This is a genomic window from Sphingosinithalassobacter tenebrarum, from assembly GCF_011057975.1.
Lineage (GTDB): Bacteria > Pseudomonadota > Alphaproteobacteria > Sphingomonadales > Sphingomonadaceae > Sphingomonas > Sphingomonas tenebrarum.
The window spans coordinates 761,913-777,458 of the sequence record NZ_CP049109.1 but is presented as its reverse complement, the minus strand read 5'-3'; the positions used below and the strand labels follow the sequence as shown (position 1 = coordinate 777,458).

The window sequence follows — 15,546 nt, the reverse complement described above, 5'->3', positions numbered from 1 at the left end:
AAACAGGGGCTCGTCGGCGCATCGGCACCGGCGGGCCTTTTCGGTTCCGCGCCGGCCGGCGCGGATTTGTCCGCGCGCGGCATTGACCTTTCCCCGCCGTACCGCCATTTCGAGGTCATGGGGCGTAAGATCGATCTTGAAGCGTTGTGCCACGAAAAGGGGCTGCGGATCACCGAACAGCGCAAGGTGATCGCGCGGGTGCTTTCGGATGCCGAAGACCATCCCGATGTCGAAAAAGTCTATGAGCGCGCATCCGCGATCGATTCGGGCATTTCGATCGCCACTGTCTATCGCACCGTGCGCCTGTTCGAAGAGGCGGGAATTCTCGACCGCCATGACTTCGGCGACGGCCGCGCGCGCTACGAACCCGCGCCCGAGGCGCATCACGACCATCTGATCGATGTCGAAACGGGCAAGGTGATCGAATTCGTCGATCCCGAACTCGAACTGCTGCAGAAGCAGATCGCGGAACGGCTCGGCTTCCGTCTCGTTGACCATCGTATGGAACTCTACGGCGTCTCCCTAGACCGCAAGAGCTGAAGCCGCATGGCGCTCACTCCCGAGGAACGGCATCACGCCGCCGCCGAGGGCCGCCCGCCAAAGGTGAGCCTGATCGGATGGTGTCGATTGTGGCTGCGCGTCGCGATGCTGCTGCTCGCGCTGATCCCGACGGTGCTGCTCCATTATCTCTTTCGCATATTCCGCCTGCCCTCGCCCTGGCCGCGCTTCTTCCTGCGTGCCGCCGCGCGCATCTGCGGCGCGCGGGTGAAGAAGATCGGCGTGCCCCTGAAGCGCGACGTCTTCTACATTTCCAATCACGTCAGCTGGATCGACATCCTCGCGATCGGCGGGACGAGCGGCAGCGCCTTTGTCGCCAAGTCCGAGCTGCAGAAGGCACCGGTGGTCGGCTGGCTCGCGAGCCTCAACCGAACGGTGTACGTCGCGCGCAACGAACGGCTGCGCGTCGCCGATCAGATCAACCAGCTGCGTGAGGCGTTTCACGACAATTGGGCCGTAACCGTCTTCCCCGAAGGCACGACGACCGACGGCGCATCGCTGCTCCCGTTCAAGTCGCCGCTCCTGAAAGTGCTCGAACCCCCGCCTCCCGGCGTGATGGTCCAGCCGATCCTGCTCGTCTTCGACGCGCGCGGACGCAACCTTTCGTGGATCGGCGAGGAACGCGGCAAGGACAATGCAGTCCGGCTGCTCTCGAACAAGGGCAGCTTCGGCGTCCGCTGCGTCTTCCTCGACCCCTTCCACCCGCGCGACTTTCCGACGCGCAAGGCGCTGGCGGCGGAAGCGAAGCGCCGGATCAGCGAAGCGTTCGAGGAACGCACAGGGTCGCCGCCCGAGCAATTCATCGGTCATGACTGGTGGGCGGGGAAACGTGGCGCGGAAGCCGCTTCATCAACCGCCACGCTCGGAGGAGAGTCGGCCTGACCAGGAGCCTCGCAGTGCTGGCGCTTGTGGGAGCAATCCTCGGCGGTTGTTCGGCACCGGGGGGAAATCCACCCTCGGCATTCCGGCGCACCACCGACCAGATCTACGTGGCGCTGGGATTAAGCCAGATCTTTGGTCACCCCTGCTACCACAAGGTTGAGGCCGAAGCGGGCGACTATTCCGAATTCATCGGAAAGGATGCGTGCTATCGCTTCGATCCGCCGCGGCATTTCGAGGGAATATGGCGCGACGAGTTCGAGGCATCTCGGTTCTTTCCCAATCTCGACCACCTTCCCGCACCGGAGGAGGACAGCGGAATATGGCTAAGCGTCGATAGCGTCTGGAATAAGCTGCCGCCTGCTGTGAACGAAGCCGCCGAGAAAGGGGTCACGACCAACTACCGGATTGCGTTCATCGGCAGGAAAACCAGCGTTCCCGGACACTATGGGCATATGGGAGCGTCGCGTGAAGACATCGTGGTGCATCGGATCATCGAAATCGAACCCCTGGCCGCAGCAACACCGGATTAAAACCATACGCAATTCGTTCCGTCCCAGCTCGGGAGGCTGACGCGAGGAATCGACCTCCCCCGCGACAATCGCTATAGCGCGCCGCCAAATGACCGATCCCAAAACATACCACGTAAAGTCCTATGGCTGTCAGATGAATGTCTATGACGGCGAGCGCATGGCCGAGCTGATGGCCGCGCAGGGGCTGACTGCGTCCGACGATCCGAACGCCGCCGATCTGGTGGTGCTCAACACCTGCCACATCCGCGAAAAGGCGACCGAGAAAGTCTATTCGGAAATCGGCCGCCTGCGGAAGGACGGCCGCGCGCCGATGATCGCCGTCGCCGGCTGCGTCGCGCAGGCCGAGGGCGAGGAGATCATCCGCCGCGCGAAGGTGGACGTGGTGGTCGGCCCGCAGGCCTATCACAATCTGCCGCAACTGGTGGCCGACGCCGCCAAAGGCGCGGCGAGCCTCGACACCGACATGCCCGCCATCGCCAAGTTCGGCGCGCTCCCCGCCCGCCGCAAGGTCGGTCCCACCGCCTTCCTGACGGTGCAGGAAGGGTGCGACAAATTCTGCACCTATTGCGTCGTCCCCTATACGCGCGGCGCCGAAGTCAGCCGCGGTTTCGATGCGCTGGTCGACGAGGCGAAGGCGCTGGTCGATGCGGGCGCGCGCGAGATCACGCTGCTCGGGCAGAACGTCAATGCCTGGAGCGACGGCGATCGCGGCCTCGAACATCTGATCGTCGCGCTGGACGAAATCGCCGGGCTCGAGCGCATCCGCTACACGACCAGCCATCCCAATGACATGACGCAGGGCCTGATCGACGCGCACCGCGACGTCGAAAAGCTGATGCCGTTCCTCCATCTGCCGGTCCAGGCGGGCAGCGACCGGGTGCTCAAGGCAATGAACCGCAGCCACAGCCGCGATTCCTATCTGCGCATCCTCGAGCGCGTCCGCGCCGCGCGGCCGGACATCGCGCTGTCAGGCGATTTCATCGTCGGCTTCCCCGGCGAAACCGACGCCGAGTTCGAGGAAACGCTGAGCCTGGTCGAGCAAGTGCGCTACGCCCAGTGCTTCAGCTTCAAATATTCGCCCCGCCCCGGCACCCCGGCGGCGGAAATGGTGGATGACTTCATCCCCGATGAGGTCGCCAGCGAACGGCTCCAGCGGCTGCAGGCGGCGCTCAACGCGCACCAGCTCGCGTTCAACGAAGCGACGGTCGGCAAGAGCTGCGACGTGCTGATCGAACGCAAGGGCCGCCATGCGGGGCAGATGATCGGCAAGTCACCCTGGCTGCAATCGGTGCATCTGGAGACCGACGCACAGGTGGGCGAGATGGTGGCGGTGGAGATCGTCTCAGCCGGACCCAATTCGCTGGGCGGCGTGGCGCGGGTGAAGGCGGCGGCCTAGGCGCCTTGGGGCTCTACCCACCCCGGCCCCTCCCTTAAAGGGAGGGGAGATCATTTTGCGAGAACGTGGCTTTCTCTTCCTCCCCTCCCTCCCAGGGAGGGGCTGGGGGTGGGTGCCGCCGAGGCACTCGGCGGCCTTCGCCAATATCTCCGCCGCCACGCCGTCGGGATTGTCTGCAACCTCGGCATTCCAGAAGCGGATAACCGTCCAGCCCTCGCGCTCCAGAAACGCGGTCCGTGCCGCATCGTAATCGGCCGCATCGAGATGCTGGCTGCCATCGAATTCGACCGCCAGCTTGGCCTCGCGACAGGCGAGGTCAAGGATATATGGCCCCACCACCAGTTGCCGCGTGAATTTCGGCCGGAAGCGCGAGACGCGGCGCCAGACGTACCGCTCCGCTTCGGTCGAAGCATTGCGTAGTTCACGGGCGCGGCGCGTCATTTCTTCTGGAATGCGGCGCATGGCGTGAGCCTAGCTCGGCAAGCCGCCCCTTGCCTACCCGCCCCCGAAATCGCCATTGCGGTTTGCGCCCGCGCGGCCTTTCGCCGATCCTTCCCACCAAAAGGCAGGGGAGAGTCGGCATGGAATATCGCTTCCTCGGGCGCAGCGGCCTGAAAGTCTCGAGCTTCACCTTCGGCACCATGACCTTCGGCGACAATCCCGCCGGGTCACCCGTCGGCACCACCGGGATCGCCGAGGCGAAGAAGCAGATCGACCTGTGCCTCGATGCGGGCGTCAATCTGTTCGACACCGCCGATGCCTATGCCGCCGGGCGTTCGGAAAGCCTGCTCGGCGAGGCGCTGGGGCCGCGGCGGCGCGACGTGCTGATCGCGACCAAGTTCGTCGGGCCGACCGGGCCCGGCGTCAATGACCTGGGCGCCAGCCGCCACCATATCATCGAAGCATGCGAGGCGAGCCTCAGGCGGCTCAACACCGACTGGATCGACTTGTATCAGATCCACAATCAGGATCTCGTCACTCCGCCCGAGGAAACGCTGCGCGCGCTCGACGACCTCGTCCGCGCGGGCAAGGTCCGCTATATCGGATCGTCCAACCATGCCGGCTGGACGATGATGCGCGCGCTGGCGACGTCGGACCGGCTGGGACTCGAACGCTATGTCGCCCAGCAGATCCAGTATTCGCTGCTGCGGCGCGAGGCGGAGGACGAGCTGCTCCCATTGGGCCATGCCGAGGGAGTCGGCGCGATCATCTGGAGTCCGCTTGCCGCCGGCTATCTCAGCGGCAAATATCGCGACGGGGACAGTGCCGATCAGGCGCGGCTGATCGCCAACAACATGCTTGATGATCGCGACACCGATCAGGCGCGGCGCATCGTCGATACGCTCGCGGAGATCGCCGCCGAGCATGACGGCGCGAGCATTTCGCAGGTCGCGCTCAACTGGGCGGTGCGGCGCGGCGGCGTCGCATCTGTGCTGATCGGCGCGCGCACCGTCGCACAACTGACCGACAATCTCGCGGCGGCGGGCTGGGCGCTCTCCGACGAAGAGATTTCCCGGCTCGATACGGTCAGCGCGCGGCCGCTGCGCTATCCCTATGACATGCACCGCAATTTCATGGCCGATCGCAATCCGCTGCCGCAGCTGCTGCCGCCGATCGCCAGCTGAGTGCATTCGCAACGGCATCGGGCGGAACCATCGCGCGCCTCGCGCACTCCCCTGAGCGACCGTCACCGCAGGGGAACCACCGCCATGATCCGCCACCACCGGCCCACGCCCCCTGCCTGACATCGCCGCCCTTTCCACCGGCACGCTGCTCGGCCTGTTCGTCGCCGCGGCGGTCGTCATCGCGCTGCTCGGGACGCGGATGGCGGGAATCGCCGATGCGCTCGCCGATCGCACCGGGCTGGGCGAGGCGCTGATCGGCAGCGTGCTGCTCGGCGCGGGCACGTCCATCTCCGGCATCGTCACTTCGGTCTCCACTGCGGCGAGCGGCCATCCCGAATTGTCGGTGTCGAACGCGATGGGCGGGATCGCCGCGCAGACCATGTTCCTGGCGCTCGCCGACATCGCATACCGCAAGGTCAATCTGGAGCATGCCGCCGCCAGCGCGGTCAATCTGGCGCAGGCGAATATCCTCATCATCCTCGTCGCGCTGCCTATCCTCGCCTGGGCGACGCCGCCGGTCGCGCTGCTCGGCATCCATCCGCTCACGCCGGTCCTGGTCGCCGGCTATCTGATCGGGCTGCACAATGCGCACAGCGTCCATCGCGACCCGATGTGGGTGCCGCGTTCGACCCCCGACACGCGCGACGAGGCCGATGATCCCGAAGACGATCCGCACCGGACCTCCGTCCTCGCCTGGAGCTTCGCGGGGCTCGTCGCGGTGGTCGGCCTCGCCGGCTGGATCGTCGGCGAGACCGGGACTTTGCTCTCGGGCCGGCTCGGCGTTTCGGAAACGGTGGTCGGCGCTCTGATGACGGCAATCGTCACATCGCTGCCCGAGCTCGTAACCACCACCGCCGCCGTCCGTCGCGGCGCGCTCCAGCTCGCGGTCGGCGGGATCATCGGCGGCAACATGTTCGATGCGCTGTTCGTCGCGGCGAGCGATGTCGCCTATCGCGGCGGCTCGATCTACCATGCCGTATCCGAACGCACGCTCTTCTGGTTCGCAGTCGTACTGTTGATGACGGCGGTGCTGCTGATGGGCCTGCTTCGCCGCGAACGGCAGGGGCCCGGCGGCATCGGCTGGGAATCGGTGCTGCTGCTCACGCTGTGGATCGGCGGAGCGGGATTGCAGGTCGCGCTCGGCTAGAGCTTGACGCGGCCCCTCTCCCGCGCGGACAACCGCAAAAAAGGGGAGGGACCATGATCGCCGCAATCGGCCTTATCGGCGCGCTCGCGCTGCTCATTTACATGACCGTGCGCGGCGTCAACATCCTGATCGCCGGCCCCCTCGCCGCCGCGATCGTCGCGGCGACCAGCGGCATCGCCTGGCTGCCCCCGCTCGCCGCCGGCGAAGCGCCCGACTTCGCATCGAGCTATATGGCGGGCTTCACCGGCTTTTTCGCCGACTGGTTCTTCATGTTCCTGCTCGGCGCGATATTCGGCGAAGTGATGCGCGTTTCGGGCGCGGCGGCGAGCGTCGCGCGCTGGATCGTCGCGAAGATCGGGATCAGGCACGCCGTACTCGCCGTGGTCGGCGCGTCGGCGGTGCTCACCTATGGCGGCGTATCGGTATTCATCGTCGCCTTCTCGGTCTATCCGCTCGCCGTCCCGCTGTTCCGCGAAGCCGATCTGCCGCGCCGCTTCATCCCCGCCGCGCTCTGCTTCGGCTCGGTCACTTTCACGATGACCAGCGCGGGCTCGCCCGAAATCCAGAACCTCATTCCGATGCAGTATCTCGGCACCGATGCCTATGCCGGGTGGCAGGTCAGCCTGGTCGTCGCGATTTTGATGGCGGGCCTCGGCTATGTCTGGCTCCAGCGCATGGTCGCGCGCGCGGTGGCGAAGGGCGAGCGCTTCGAAAGCCGCGCGAGCGACGAGGAAGTCGAGCATCCCGAAGGCGAAGACCGCCCGCTGCCGCACCCGATCCTCTGCCTGCTCCCGCTCGTCGCCGTGCTCGGCGTCTTCATGATGTTCCAGTATCCGCAGGATATGGGGCCACTCTCGGCGATCCTGCCTGCGCAATCGCTCGACAAATGGGCGCTGATCGCGGCCCTTGGCGCGGGTACGGTGATCGCGCTGTTGCTGGGCCTCAACGAACGTGCGCGCATGCCCGGCGCCTTTTCGACCGGAGCGACCGGCGCGGTGGTGGCGATCACCAATACCTGCGCGGTGGTCGGCTTCGGCGCGGTCGCGACGCTCTCGCCCGCATTCCAGGCGGCGCTCGGCGCGGTGCAGAGCCTGCCGGGCGACCCGCTGGTCGGCGCGGCGATCGCCGTCACCGTGATCGCCGGGCTCACCGGCTCGGCCTCGGGCGGCCAGTCGATCGCGCTGCCGCTGATCGCGCCGCATTATGTCGGCATGGGCGCCGATCCGGCCGAGCTCCACCGCACCGTCGCCATCGCCTCGGGCGCGCTCGATAGCCTGCCGCACAACGGCTATGTCGTCACCACCATCCGCGCGGTGTGCGGCGAAACGCACAAGGACGCCTATGGCGCCGTCGCCCGCCTGACCGTCGTAGTGCCGATGATCGGCCTGATCGTCGCGATCGCGCTGTTCGCGATATTCTGAGACATTCCTCCCCGAGCTCGCTCGGGGAGGGGGACCGCCAGCGAAGCTGGTGGTGGAGGGGCAAGAGCGGCAAGCGCAACGCCTGTGGCCGCCCCTCACAATTTCGCGTTGCTCTCCTCGGTGAAGCGATCGAACAGCTCGCGGATGTCCGGCTGCGCAAGCGCTTCGGAATAGATTTTCCCGAACGAGATCGTCGTCGGTTCGTCCCAGCTCTCGGGCCGCCACAGCCCCGCGCGCCGCGCCGCGCGGACGCAGTGAAAGGCGGCGCGATCGATTTCGACGCGGATCACCAGCAGCGCCGGCGCGCCCCGCGCCGACATGCGTTCGCACAGATCGGAGTCGTCGAGCAGGCTCGCCCGCCCCGATATCCGCAGCACTTCGTCTGTCGCGGGGCGCACCAGCATCAGCCCCACCTGCGGGTCGGCAAGGATATTGCCCAGCCCCAGCGCGATGCGGTTCCCCGGCCGCTCGGGGATCAGCAGCGTGCGCTCGTCGACGATCTCGACGAACCCCGGCTCGTCGCCCTTCGAGCTCACTTCAAGCCCCCAGCTCCCGCGCGTCGCCATCACCACGAACGGGCTGCGCCGCACGAAGGCCAGCCCCTGATCGCACAGCCGGTCGCGTATCTTCGCCGAGGCGCGCGGCCCCGGATCGGGAATGATCTCGCGCAGCCTTTCCATCGTTTCGATCACCGCCATCACCGCTCTCCCCATCGCCGCCGGTTTGCGGCCAGGGCGCGGAGCCTGCGCCCGAAAGCGCCAGCTGCGTAGACGGTGAAGCCCCGGCATCGTTGCACCGATGCAACGACCGGCTTTATCGTCGCGCCGATGCGCGCCGCCGGGGCGATGCGGGGACACGCGAAGAAAACCGGCCCGCGCGCACACAATTTCTCTGTCCTACGCACGCGGCATCTGCCATCCTTGCCCGGCAATGCACGTTCGTTGGCACATCCGCGCCGGAACCTTTCGCCTGCATGGCCCTTCCCACCCCCGGAGCCATCGGGGACGTGGTGTCTCTTTTGTCTCCTTCCGCGCCGTATCCCTTGAAAGGACCGCATGAGTCGCAAGCCCGTCCAGGCCCAGTCCGGCGAGCGCAGCCGAGTCGAAATCACCTTCGATCGGCCGCAATTGCTGCCCCAGCTCTTCGGCGAATATGACGCCAACATCCTCGCGCTCGAGGAGCGGCTGGGCGTTTACATCCACGCCCGCGGCGAACGCGTGGTGATCGAGGGATCGGCCGAGGCGGTCGCCCAGGCGCGCGAAGTGCTGCAGGAGCTCCACACCCGCGTCATTCGCGGCGAGGACGTCGATACCGGGCTGATCGACGCGGTGATCGCGATGTCGAGCCAGCCGACGCTCGACGGCATCATCGCGTCGGACAAGGGCGCACCCGCGCCCAGCATCATGATCCGCACGCGCAAGAAGACGATCGTCCCCCGCTCGATCGCGCAGGCGCATTACATGCGCCAGCTCGTCTCGAACGAAATGATCTTCTCGCTGGGGCCCGCCGGCACCGGCAAGACCTATCTTGCCGTCGCGCAGGCGGTGGCGCAGCTCATTACCGGCAGCGTCCAGCGGCTGATCCTCTCGCGCCCCGCGGTCGAGGCGGGCGAGCGGATCGGATTCCTGCCCGGCGACATGAAGGAGAAAGTCGACCCCTATCTGCGGCCGCTCTACGACGCACTGTACGACTGCCTGCCCGCCGAACAGGTCGAGCGACGCATTGCGTCGGGCGAGATTGAAATCGCCCCGATCGCCTTCATGCGCGGCCGCACGCTGTCCGATGCCTTCGTCATCCTTGACGAGGCGCAGAATACCACGCCCGCGCAGATGAAGATGTTTCTCACCCGCTTCGGCCAGAACAGCCGGATGGTGATCTGCGGCGATCCCAATCAGACCGATTTGCCCGGCGGCCCGCCCGCCAGCGGCCTCAACGACGCGGTCGGACGCCTTGAAGGCGTGGAAGGAATCGCCATTGTCCGCTTCGGCGCGGCGGACGTGGTACGCCACCCGATCGTCGGCCGCATCGTCGATGCGTATGAGGGCCCCAATGCTTGAATCGGCTATTGAAACCTCCCCTCCCTGCAAGGGAGGGGATCAAGGGGTGGGTTCGCGAACGCCGGGGCTCGATGCCCCGGCGGGCGCGCTTCGCGCGCTACCCACCCCCGGCCCCTCCCTTGCAGGGAGGGGAGGAAGGAAATCGCATGCTTGATATCGCCGTCCTTCGCGAAACGCCCTGGCCAGAAGGCGAATGGGAAGAGCGCGCCACCCGCGCGGCAACCGCCGCGATCGGCCAGACGCCCTATGGCGAATGGCTGGACACGCGCGCCAACATCGAAATCGCGGTTCGGCTGACCAGCGATTTCGAAGTGCATCAATTGAATCGTCAGTATCGCGACAAGGACAAATCGACCAACGTCCTGTCCTTTCCGATGATTCAGCCCGACCTTCTCGAATCGGTAACCGCCAACAGCGATGATGGCGAAGTGTTGCTCGGCGATATTGTACTTGCCCACGGCGTGTGCGAGGCCGAAGCGAGCGAACGCGACGTTTCGGTCGCGGATCATGCATCGCACCTGATTGTTCACGGGGTGCTGCATTTGTTAGGGTATGACCATATGGGGGACGCCGAAGCAGAGGCGATGGAAGCGATGGAGCAGGCCGCGATGGCGCGGCTGGGGCTCCACGATCCCTACCCCGTTCGGGAGGACTGACTCAGAAAATGGCCGACGGCCCCAGTAGTAGCTCCGGCGACTCCAGCAACGACAGCGGCGGATTATGGCGCGGGCTGCGCGCGCTCCTGTTCGGCGACGAACATGGCGAAACGCTGCGCGAGCGGCTCGAGGAAGTGATTCGCGATTACGAGAAGACCGGCGAATTGCCGCAGAAAGGCGATCTGACGCCGATCGAGCGGCAGATGCTGCGCAACCTCCTGCATTTCGGCGAGCGTGACGCGGGCGATATCGGCGTGCCGCGCGCGGACATCGTCGCGGTCGAGGAATCGATTTCCTTCACCGAGCTGGTCGCCTTCTTCGCCGAGGCCGAGCATAGCCGCATCCCGGTCTATCGCGAGAAGCTCGACCATATCGTCGGCATGATCCACATTCGCGACGTCTTCGCGATTCTCGCGACGGGTGCCTCGCCGCCGGTGACGCTGACCGACCTGATCCGCCAGCCGCTCTATGTCCCGCAATCGATGGGCGCGCTCGACCTGCTCGCGCAGATGCGGCTGAAACGCACGCATATGGCGATCGTGTTCGACGAATATTCGGGCACCGAGGGGCTGATCACGATCGAGGATCTGGTCGAGGAAATCGTCGGCGAGATCGAGGACGAGCATGACGAGGCGCCGGTGCGCCTCCTCGTCCCGCTCGAAGGCGGGTTGTGGGAAGCCGATGCCCGCGCCGAGCTCGAGGATGTCGGCGAGACGATCGACGAGCAGCTCGCGCAAGTCGAGGAGGATGTCGACACGCTCGGCGGGCTCGCCTTCGTGCTGGCGGGCCATGTGCCGCAACCGGGCGAATGCCTCGAACATGACAGCGGCTGGACGCTCGAAATTCTCGACGCCGATCCCAAGCGCGTCACCCGGCTTCGCCTGCACCCGCCGCAGCCCGATGCCGAGGCGGAATAGCGGGGGCGAAATGTCCCATCGGAAAAGCGATCATCAACTTTCAATAAATCGATTTCCCCTGTCCTGATGAAAGTGCCACGGGGCGCATCCCCCCTGCCGGTCGACCCCCATCGACCGGCTCTCCGGGGCCGCCGCCTCCCAGCCCTTTCGGCGGCGGCCCCATCGGACTTTCGGAAAGCATGGGACGCGACTTCGCGACAACAGCCCTAGTCGCGGGCCTTCGCAGCTTCTATTTCTGCTCCATGCGAACCAAAATCCTGATCGTCATCGCGCTGTTGATCGCCGTCGCAGTCGCCGTCTGGTTCTGGCTCTTCCAGCCTGACGAGGCGCAGCACACGCCCGAAGCGGTGAGTGGACGCGTACCCGAGCTTTCGGAACCGCGTTACGAATCGATCCCCACCGTCGACGTCGCGACCGCAACCGGCTGGCCCGAGGGCGCGAAGCCGGTCGCCCCCGAAGGGCTGACCGTGACGGCGTTCGCCCGCGGTCTCGATCATCCGCGCGCGCTCTATCGGCTGCCCAATGGCGACGTGCTGGTCGCCGAAACCAATTCCCCGCCGCGCGAAGGCGGCGGGATCGAAGGGCTGGTGATGGCGCAGCTGATGGACAAGGCCGGGGCCGGCGTGCCGTCGGCGAACCGCATCACGCTGCTGCGCGACACCGATGGCGACGGCATTGCCGATGCGCGTTCGGCGTTGCTCGAAAATCTCAACTCGCCCTTCGGCATGGCACTGGTCGGCGAATGGCTCTACGTCGCCAATACCGACGCGCTGCTGCGGTTCCCCTATACGCCGGGCGAAACGAAGATCACCGCCGCGCCGGAGAAGCTGCTCGACCTGCCCGGCGGCGGCAATCACTGGACGCGCGGGCTGGTCGCCGGCCCTGAGGGCGAAAAACTCTATGTCAGCATCGGTTCGGCCACCAACATCGCCGATGACGGGCTGGAGGCGGAGGAAGGCCGCGCCCGCATCGTCGAATATGACATCGCGAGTGGTGATTCGCGCGACTATGCCTATGGCCTGCGCAATCCGGTCGGCATGGCCTTCGATCCGATCGCGCAGCGGCTCTGGGCCGTGGTCAACGAACGCGACATGATGGGGTCGGACATGCCGCCCGATTACATGACGGCGGTGTCGCTGGGCGCCTTCTACGGCTGGCCCTGGCATTATTGGGGCGGCCATGTCGACAAGCGCGTACAGCCCGGGCGCCCCGAGCTGCGCGAATATACCAAGCGCCCCGATTTCGCGCTCGGCGCGCACACGGCGCCGCTCGACATCGCCTTTGCCGGCGATGTCCGCCTTGGCCCCGATTATGCCAACGGCGCCTTTGTTTCGCTGCACGGATCGTGGAATCGCAAGCCGCCGGCGGGGTACAAGCTGGTCTATGTCCCCTTTGCCGATAACGGCTTTCCGGTGCGCGATGCCAAGCCGGTCGACCTGCTCGCCGGCTTCCTGAACGATGACGGCGAAGCGATGGGCCGCCCGGTCGGCGTGATCGGTGATGCGAGCGGCGCGCTGCTGGTCGCCGACGATGTCGGCAACGTCATCTGGCGCGTCGCGCCGCCGCGCCCGATTCCGGCGGCGCCGGATCAGTAATAATAGGTGTCGGAAATTCGGTCGTCGCGCACATCGGGCGTGTCGACGACCACCGCGCGCTGCAGGTTTTCGTCATAGCGCACGCCCCAGTCACGGTTTTCGCGATCGCGCGAGGCGGCGTCATAGGATGCGGTGCGCGCATAGCGATAAAAGGGGTCCATGCCCGCGACGGTATAGCGCGCCAGCGCCGCGCCGCTCAGGCTTCCGAGCGAAACCGATCCCACAATAAAAATCGCCGCGTTGCGCAACTGGCGGCGCCCCTTTGGGGTCAGGTCGGAAAGAGCAACCATGCGAAAAGGAAAGCGCGACACGGCGTCCGGTTCCCTATTTCAGCAGCTTGGGCGCTTCACGGCCCAGCTTGTCGCGGATCTTGTCGGCGAACAGCGCAAGGAAAGGCGGCAGGTCGACCGTCGCGCGCACCTTGTCTTCCTCGATTTCGATCTTGCTCGCGATCCGCTGCCCCATTGCCGTGACAGTGAAGAACAGCGTGTCGCCTTCCCAGTGATGTTCCTCGACATTGCCGCCGGGGATCGAATCGGCAAGCTTGCCGATGCCGCCCGCGATCCGGTCGCGCGCGCCCTGTCGGCCGAGCTTGTGGGGGATATCGAGCGTGATCGGATCGGGCATGCGCGTTTCCTCAGGTTGCGAACAGCATCGCGTCGTCGGCAAACGCCTTGAACTCGAGCGCGTTTCCGCTGGGATCGCGAAAAAACATCGTCGCCTGCTCACCGGGCTGTCCCTTGAAACGGACATGCGGCGCGATGCCGAACGCGACCCCGGCTGCCTTTACCCGCTGCGCAAGCGCTTCCCAGTCAGCCATCGTCAGTACCACGCCGAAATGCGGCACCGGCACATCATGGCCGTCGACCGGATTGCTGTGCGCGGCGGGCCCGGCGGCGGGATCGAGATGCGCGACGATCTGATGTCCGAACAGGTCGAAATCGATCCAGTGTTCGGCCGAGCGCCCCTCTGCACATCCCAGCACCCCGCCGTAGAATCGACGCGCGGCGGCAAGATCATGCACCGGAAAGGCAAGGTGGAACGGACGCGGCATGACGGCATCCTAACGCCTGTCGCCCGGCTCTCCCAGAAAAACCGGAGGTCGAAAAGCCGCCTCCCCCTGTCCGCGCGGATCGGCTAAGTCCCGCGCTATGCTTCGCCGCCCCCTGCTGCTCGCGCTGGTCGCGGGCCTCGTTTCGCCCGACGGCTTCGCGCCGCTCAATCTCTGGCCGCTGTTGCTCGCCAGCCTCGCGCTGCTGCTTGCGCTGGTCCATCGCGCGCCGAATCTGAAAAGGGCGATGCTGATCGGGTGGGTGTTCGGCGTCGCCCATTTCACGGTCGGCAACAACTGGATCCAGCACGCCTTCGACTTTCAGGACAAGATGCCGCCCGTGCTCGGCTATTTCGCGGTCGTGCTGCTCTCGCTCTATCTCGCAATCTACCCCGCGCTGGCGGCGGGGCTGGCGTGGAAGCTGGGGCGGCACGCCGACGAGACGCGGCCGGGACCGGTCTATGTGCTCGCATTCGCGGCGGCGTGGATCGTCACCGAATGGCTGCGCGCGGGGCTGTTCACCGGCTATCCGTGGAACCCGCTGGCGGCCGCCTGGCTACCCGTCCCGGTGGTGCCGCACGCCGCCGCGCTAGTCGGCACCTATGCGCTTTCGGGTCTGACGGTGCTGTTTTCCGGCGCGCTGCTGCTGGCGTTCCACCGCCGCTGGGTGCCTGCCGCCGCGACTGCAGTGGTGCTGCCGCTGCTGGGCCTGATCGGCACGGTTTCGAGTACCGAGATCGTGAACACGCGTCCAAATGACACTCCGCCGCCCGGGGCACCACAGGTCGTCGTCGTGCAGCCGAATATCGGGCAGGAAGGCGTCAGCGATCCCGATTATCCCGAACGCGTCTTTTCGACACTGCTCCGGCTGACCGGCCAGCCGGGCGATGCGCCGCGACTGATCGTCTGGCCCGAAGGCATGGTCAATTACTATATCGAGCCGGGCTATCCCGCCGACTGGTATTGGCAGGGTACGTCCGAAATGGTCCGCCGCCGCATCGCCGCGCAGCTCGGCCCGAACGATGCTGCGCTGGTCAGCGGCAATGCGCTGTTCTTCGCCGAAGACGGCTATCACGCGTCAGGCGCCGCCAATTCGGTGTTCGTCGTGCGCTCCGACGGCAAGCTCCACGGCCGCTACGACAAGGCGCATCTGGTCCCCTATGGCGAATATCTGCCGATGCGCGGGCTGCTCGAGCCGCTCGGCCTTGCCCGACTGGTGATGGGCGAAATCGATTTCCTGCCCGGCCCCGGCCCGGAGACGCTGGACGTCCCCGGCTTCGGCGATATCGGCGCGCAGGTCTGTTACGAAATCATCTTTTCCGGTCAGGTGGTTGATCCTGAAAACCGGCCGGACGTGATCTTCAATCCCTCTAACGACGCCTGGTTCGGAAGCTGGGGCCCGCCGCAGCATCTGGCGCAGGCGCGGCTGCGCGCGATCGAGGAAGGGCTGCCGATCCTGCGCGCCACTCCGACGGGGATTTCGGCTGTGATCGATGCGAACGGCGCCGTCCGCGTGGCGATTCCGCAGGGCGAACCAGGCACGATCGTCACCGATATGCCCGCACCGCACGCGCCGACGCTGTTTTCGCGGCTGGGCAACGTCATGGCCTTCCTCATCGCCGCACTGATGGCGGCGACAGCCATTGCCATGCGGCGGCTGGGGCGTTAGAGGCTCATATAACAAATTCTTTATATCGCGAACCGGGGCCAA

The 15,546-nt window shown here is 66.1% G+C and carries 17 protein-coding genes; 12 read left to right on the top strand and 5 right to left on the bottom strand.

Annotation, left to right across the window (positions count from 1 at the left end):
- The first annotated feature begins 117 nt into the window (after positions 1 to 117).
- The 4 genes from G5C33_RS03940 to miaB all read left to right on the top strand — a co-directional run bounded on the left by G5C33_RS03940 (position 118) and on the right by miaB (position 3,366).
- Positions 118 to 540 (top strand): Fur family transcriptional regulator, encoded by a 423-nt coding sequence (locus G5C33_RS03940; protein WP_165326018.1) that lies wholly within the window; start codon positions 118 to 120, stop codon positions 538 to 540.
- Positions 541 to 546: 6 nt separating this feature from the next.
- Entirely contained in the window at positions 547 to 1,440 is an 894-nt protein-coding gene (locus G5C33_RS03935) for a lysophospholipid acyltransferase family protein (RefSeq protein WP_165326017.1), read from the top strand.
- 14 nt (positions 1,441 to 1,454) lie between these two features.
- The gene (locus G5C33_RS03930) at positions 1,455 to 1,970 is read left to right on the top strand and encodes a hypothetical protein (protein WP_165326016.1); all 516 of its coding nucleotides are present in this window, start codon (positions 1,455 to 1,457) and stop codon (positions 1,968 to 1,970) included.
- Positions 1,971 to 2,058: 88 nt separating this feature from the next.
- Positions 2,059 to 3,366, top strand: coding sequence for a tRNA (N6-isopentenyl adenosine(37)-C2)-methylthiotransferase MiaB (gene miaB, locus G5C33_RS03925; RefSeq protein ID WP_165326015.1), 1,308 nt, complete (start codon positions 2,059 to 2,061; stop codon positions 3,364 to 3,366).
- Here miaB and G5C33_RS03920 read toward each other — a convergent pair.
- On the bottom strand, positions 3,313 to 3,807 hold the full coding sequence (locus tag G5C33_RS03920) for an endonuclease domain-containing protein (RefSeq protein ID WP_323126188.1): 495 nt from the start codon (positions 3,805 to 3,807) through the stop codon (positions 3,313 to 3,315). The two genes, miaB and G5C33_RS03920, sit on opposite strands and share 54 nt — an antisense overlap.
- Before the next feature lie 140 nt (positions 3,808 to 3,947).
- Here G5C33_RS03920 and G5C33_RS03915 point away from each other — a divergent pair, with 140 nt between their 5' ends.
- The 3 genes from G5C33_RS03915 to G5C33_RS03905 all read left to right on the top strand — a co-directional run bounded on the left by G5C33_RS03915 (position 3,948) and on the right by G5C33_RS03905 (position 7,559).
- Entirely contained in the window at positions 3,948 to 4,991 is a 1,044-nt protein-coding gene (locus G5C33_RS03915; RefSeq protein ID WP_165326013.1) for an aldo/keto reductase, read from the top strand.
- Between the two features lie 112 nt (positions 4,992 to 5,103).
- Positions 5,104 to 6,138: a sodium:calcium antiporter gene (locus G5C33_RS03910; RefSeq protein ID WP_165328699.1), complete on the top strand. Its 1,035-nt coding sequence runs from the start codon at positions 5,104 to 5,106 to the stop codon at positions 6,136 to 6,138.
- Between the two features lie 53 nt (positions 6,139 to 6,191).
- Positions 6,192 to 7,559, top strand: coding sequence for a GntP family permease (locus G5C33_RS03905; RefSeq protein WP_165326012.1), 1,368 nt, complete (start codon positions 6,192 to 6,194; stop codon positions 7,557 to 7,559).
- Positions 7,560 to 7,654: 95 nt separating this feature from the next.
- Here G5C33_RS03905 and G5C33_RS03900 read toward each other — a convergent pair whose 3' ends face one another.
- The gene (locus G5C33_RS03900; protein ID WP_165326011.1) at positions 7,655 to 8,257 is read right to left on the bottom strand and encodes an MSMEG_1061 family FMN-dependent PPOX-type flavoprotein; all 603 of its coding nucleotides are present in this window, start codon (positions 8,255 to 8,257) and stop codon (positions 7,655 to 7,657) included.
- A 357-nt stretch (positions 8,258 to 8,614) separates the two neighbouring features.
- Here G5C33_RS03900 and G5C33_RS03895 point away from each other — a divergent pair, with 357 nt between their 5' ends.
- From G5C33_RS03895 to G5C33_RS03880, 4 genes are all read left to right on the top strand, one after another.
- Entirely contained in the window at positions 8,615 to 9,616 is a 1,002-nt protein-coding gene (locus G5C33_RS03895) for a PhoH family protein (RefSeq protein WP_165326010.1), read from the top strand.
- 146 nt (positions 9,617 to 9,762) lie between these two features.
- Entirely contained in the window at positions 9,763 to 10,272 is a 510-nt protein-coding gene (ybeY, locus tag G5C33_RS03890; RefSeq protein WP_165326009.1) for an rRNA maturation RNase YbeY, read from the top strand.
- 8 nt (positions 10,273 to 10,280) lie between these two features.
- Positions 10,281 to 11,189, top strand: a complete 909-nt coding sequence (locus G5C33_RS03885) for a hemolysin family protein (protein ID WP_165326008.1) — start codon at positions 10,281 to 10,283, stop codon at positions 11,187 to 11,189.
- Between the two features lie 242 nt (positions 11,190 to 11,431).
- The gene (locus tag G5C33_RS03880; protein ID WP_165326007.1) at positions 11,432 to 12,784 is read left to right on the top strand and encodes a PQQ-dependent sugar dehydrogenase; all 1,353 of its coding nucleotides are present in this window, start codon (positions 11,432 to 11,434) and stop codon (positions 12,782 to 12,784) included.
- On the opposite strand, the gene G5C33_RS03875 is transcribed toward G5C33_RS03880, so the two are convergent.
- The 3 genes from G5C33_RS03875 to G5C33_RS03865 are packed head-to-tail and all read right to left on the bottom strand — an operon-like array spanning position 12,778 to position 13,838.
- Complete coding sequence (locus G5C33_RS03875; RefSeq protein ID WP_165326006.1) at positions 12,778 to 13,074, bottom strand: hypothetical protein; 297 nt, start codon at positions 13,072 to 13,074, stop codon at positions 12,778 to 12,780. The genes G5C33_RS03880 and G5C33_RS03875 overlap by 7 nt on opposite strands.
- Before the next feature lie 34 nt (positions 13,075 to 13,108).
- Entirely contained in the window at positions 13,109 to 13,411 is a 303-nt protein-coding gene (locus G5C33_RS03870; protein WP_165326005.1) for a polyhydroxyalkanoic acid system family protein, read from the bottom strand.
- A gap of 10 nt (positions 13,412 to 13,421) precedes the next feature.
- Entirely contained in the window at positions 13,422 to 13,838 is a 417-nt protein-coding gene (locus G5C33_RS03865; RefSeq protein ID WP_165326004.1) for a VOC family protein, read from the bottom strand.
- A 97-nt stretch (positions 13,839 to 13,935) separates the two neighbouring features.
- Between G5C33_RS03865 and lnt the strand changes: the two genes are divergently transcribed.
- Positions 13,936 to 15,504, top strand: a complete 1,569-nt coding sequence (gene lnt, locus G5C33_RS03860) for an apolipoprotein N-acyltransferase (protein WP_165326003.1) — start codon at positions 13,936 to 13,938, stop codon at positions 15,502 to 15,504.
- Positions 15,505 to 15,546: the final 42 nt, after the last annotated feature.

Excerpts from the sequence above, each read along its gene's own strand:
- G5C33_RS03880 (WP_165326007.1), top strand. The coding sequence starts at position 11,432 with ATGCGAACCAAAATCCTGATCGTCATCGCGCTGTTGATCGCCGTCGCA.
- ybeY (WP_165326009.1), top strand. The coding sequence starts at position 9,763 with ATGCTTGATATCGCCGTCCTTCGCGAAACGCCCTGGCCAGAAGGCGAA.
- G5C33_RS03935 (WP_165326017.1), top strand. The coding sequence starts at position 547 with ATGGCGCTCACTCCCGAGGAACGGCATCACGCCGCCGCCGAGGGCCGC.
- G5C33_RS03870 (WP_165326005.1), bottom strand. The coding sequence starts at position 13,411 with ATGCCCGATCCGATCACGCTCGATATCCCCCACAAGCTCGGCCGACAG.
- G5C33_RS03885 (WP_165326008.1), top strand. The coding sequence starts at position 10,281 with ATGGCCGACGGCCCCAGTAGTAGCTCCGGCGACTCCAGCAACGACAGC.
- miaB (WP_165326015.1), top strand. The coding sequence starts at position 2,059 with ATGACCGATCCCAAAACATACCACGTAAAGTCCTATGGCTGTCAGATG.
- G5C33_RS03865 (WP_165326004.1), bottom strand. The coding sequence starts at position 13,838 with ATGCCGCGTCCGTTCCACCTTGCCTTTCCGGTGCATGATCTTGCCGCC.
- G5C33_RS03895 (WP_165326010.1), top strand. The coding sequence starts at position 8,615 with ATGAGTCGCAAGCCCGTCCAGGCCCAGTCCGGCGAGCGCAGCCGAGTC.
- G5C33_RS03900 (WP_165326011.1), bottom strand. The coding sequence starts at position 8,257 with ATGGCGGTGATCGAAACGATGGAAAGGCTGCGCGAGATCATTCCCGAT.
- lnt (WP_165326003.1), top strand. The coding sequence starts at position 13,936 with ATGCTTCGCCGCCCCCTGCTGCTCGCGCTGGTCGCGGGCCTCGTTTCG.
- G5C33_RS03915 (WP_165326013.1), top strand. The coding sequence starts at position 3,948 with ATGGAATATCGCTTCCTCGGGCGCAGCGGCCTGAAAGTCTCGAGCTTC.
- G5C33_RS03920 (WP_323126188.1), bottom strand. The coding sequence starts at position 3,807 with ATGACGCGCCGCGCCCGTGAACTACGCAATGCTTCGACCGAAGCGGAG.
- G5C33_RS03875 (WP_165326006.1), bottom strand. The coding sequence starts at position 13,074 with ATGGTTGCTCTTTCCGACCTGACCCCAAAGGGGCGCCGCCAGTTGCGC.
- G5C33_RS03905 (WP_165326012.1), top strand. The coding sequence starts at position 6,192 with ATGATCGCCGCAATCGGCCTTATCGGCGCGCTCGCGCTGCTCATTTAC.
- G5C33_RS03940 (WP_165326018.1), top strand. The coding sequence starts at position 118 with ATGGGGCGTAAGATCGATCTTGAAGCGTTGTGCCACGAAAAGGGGCTG.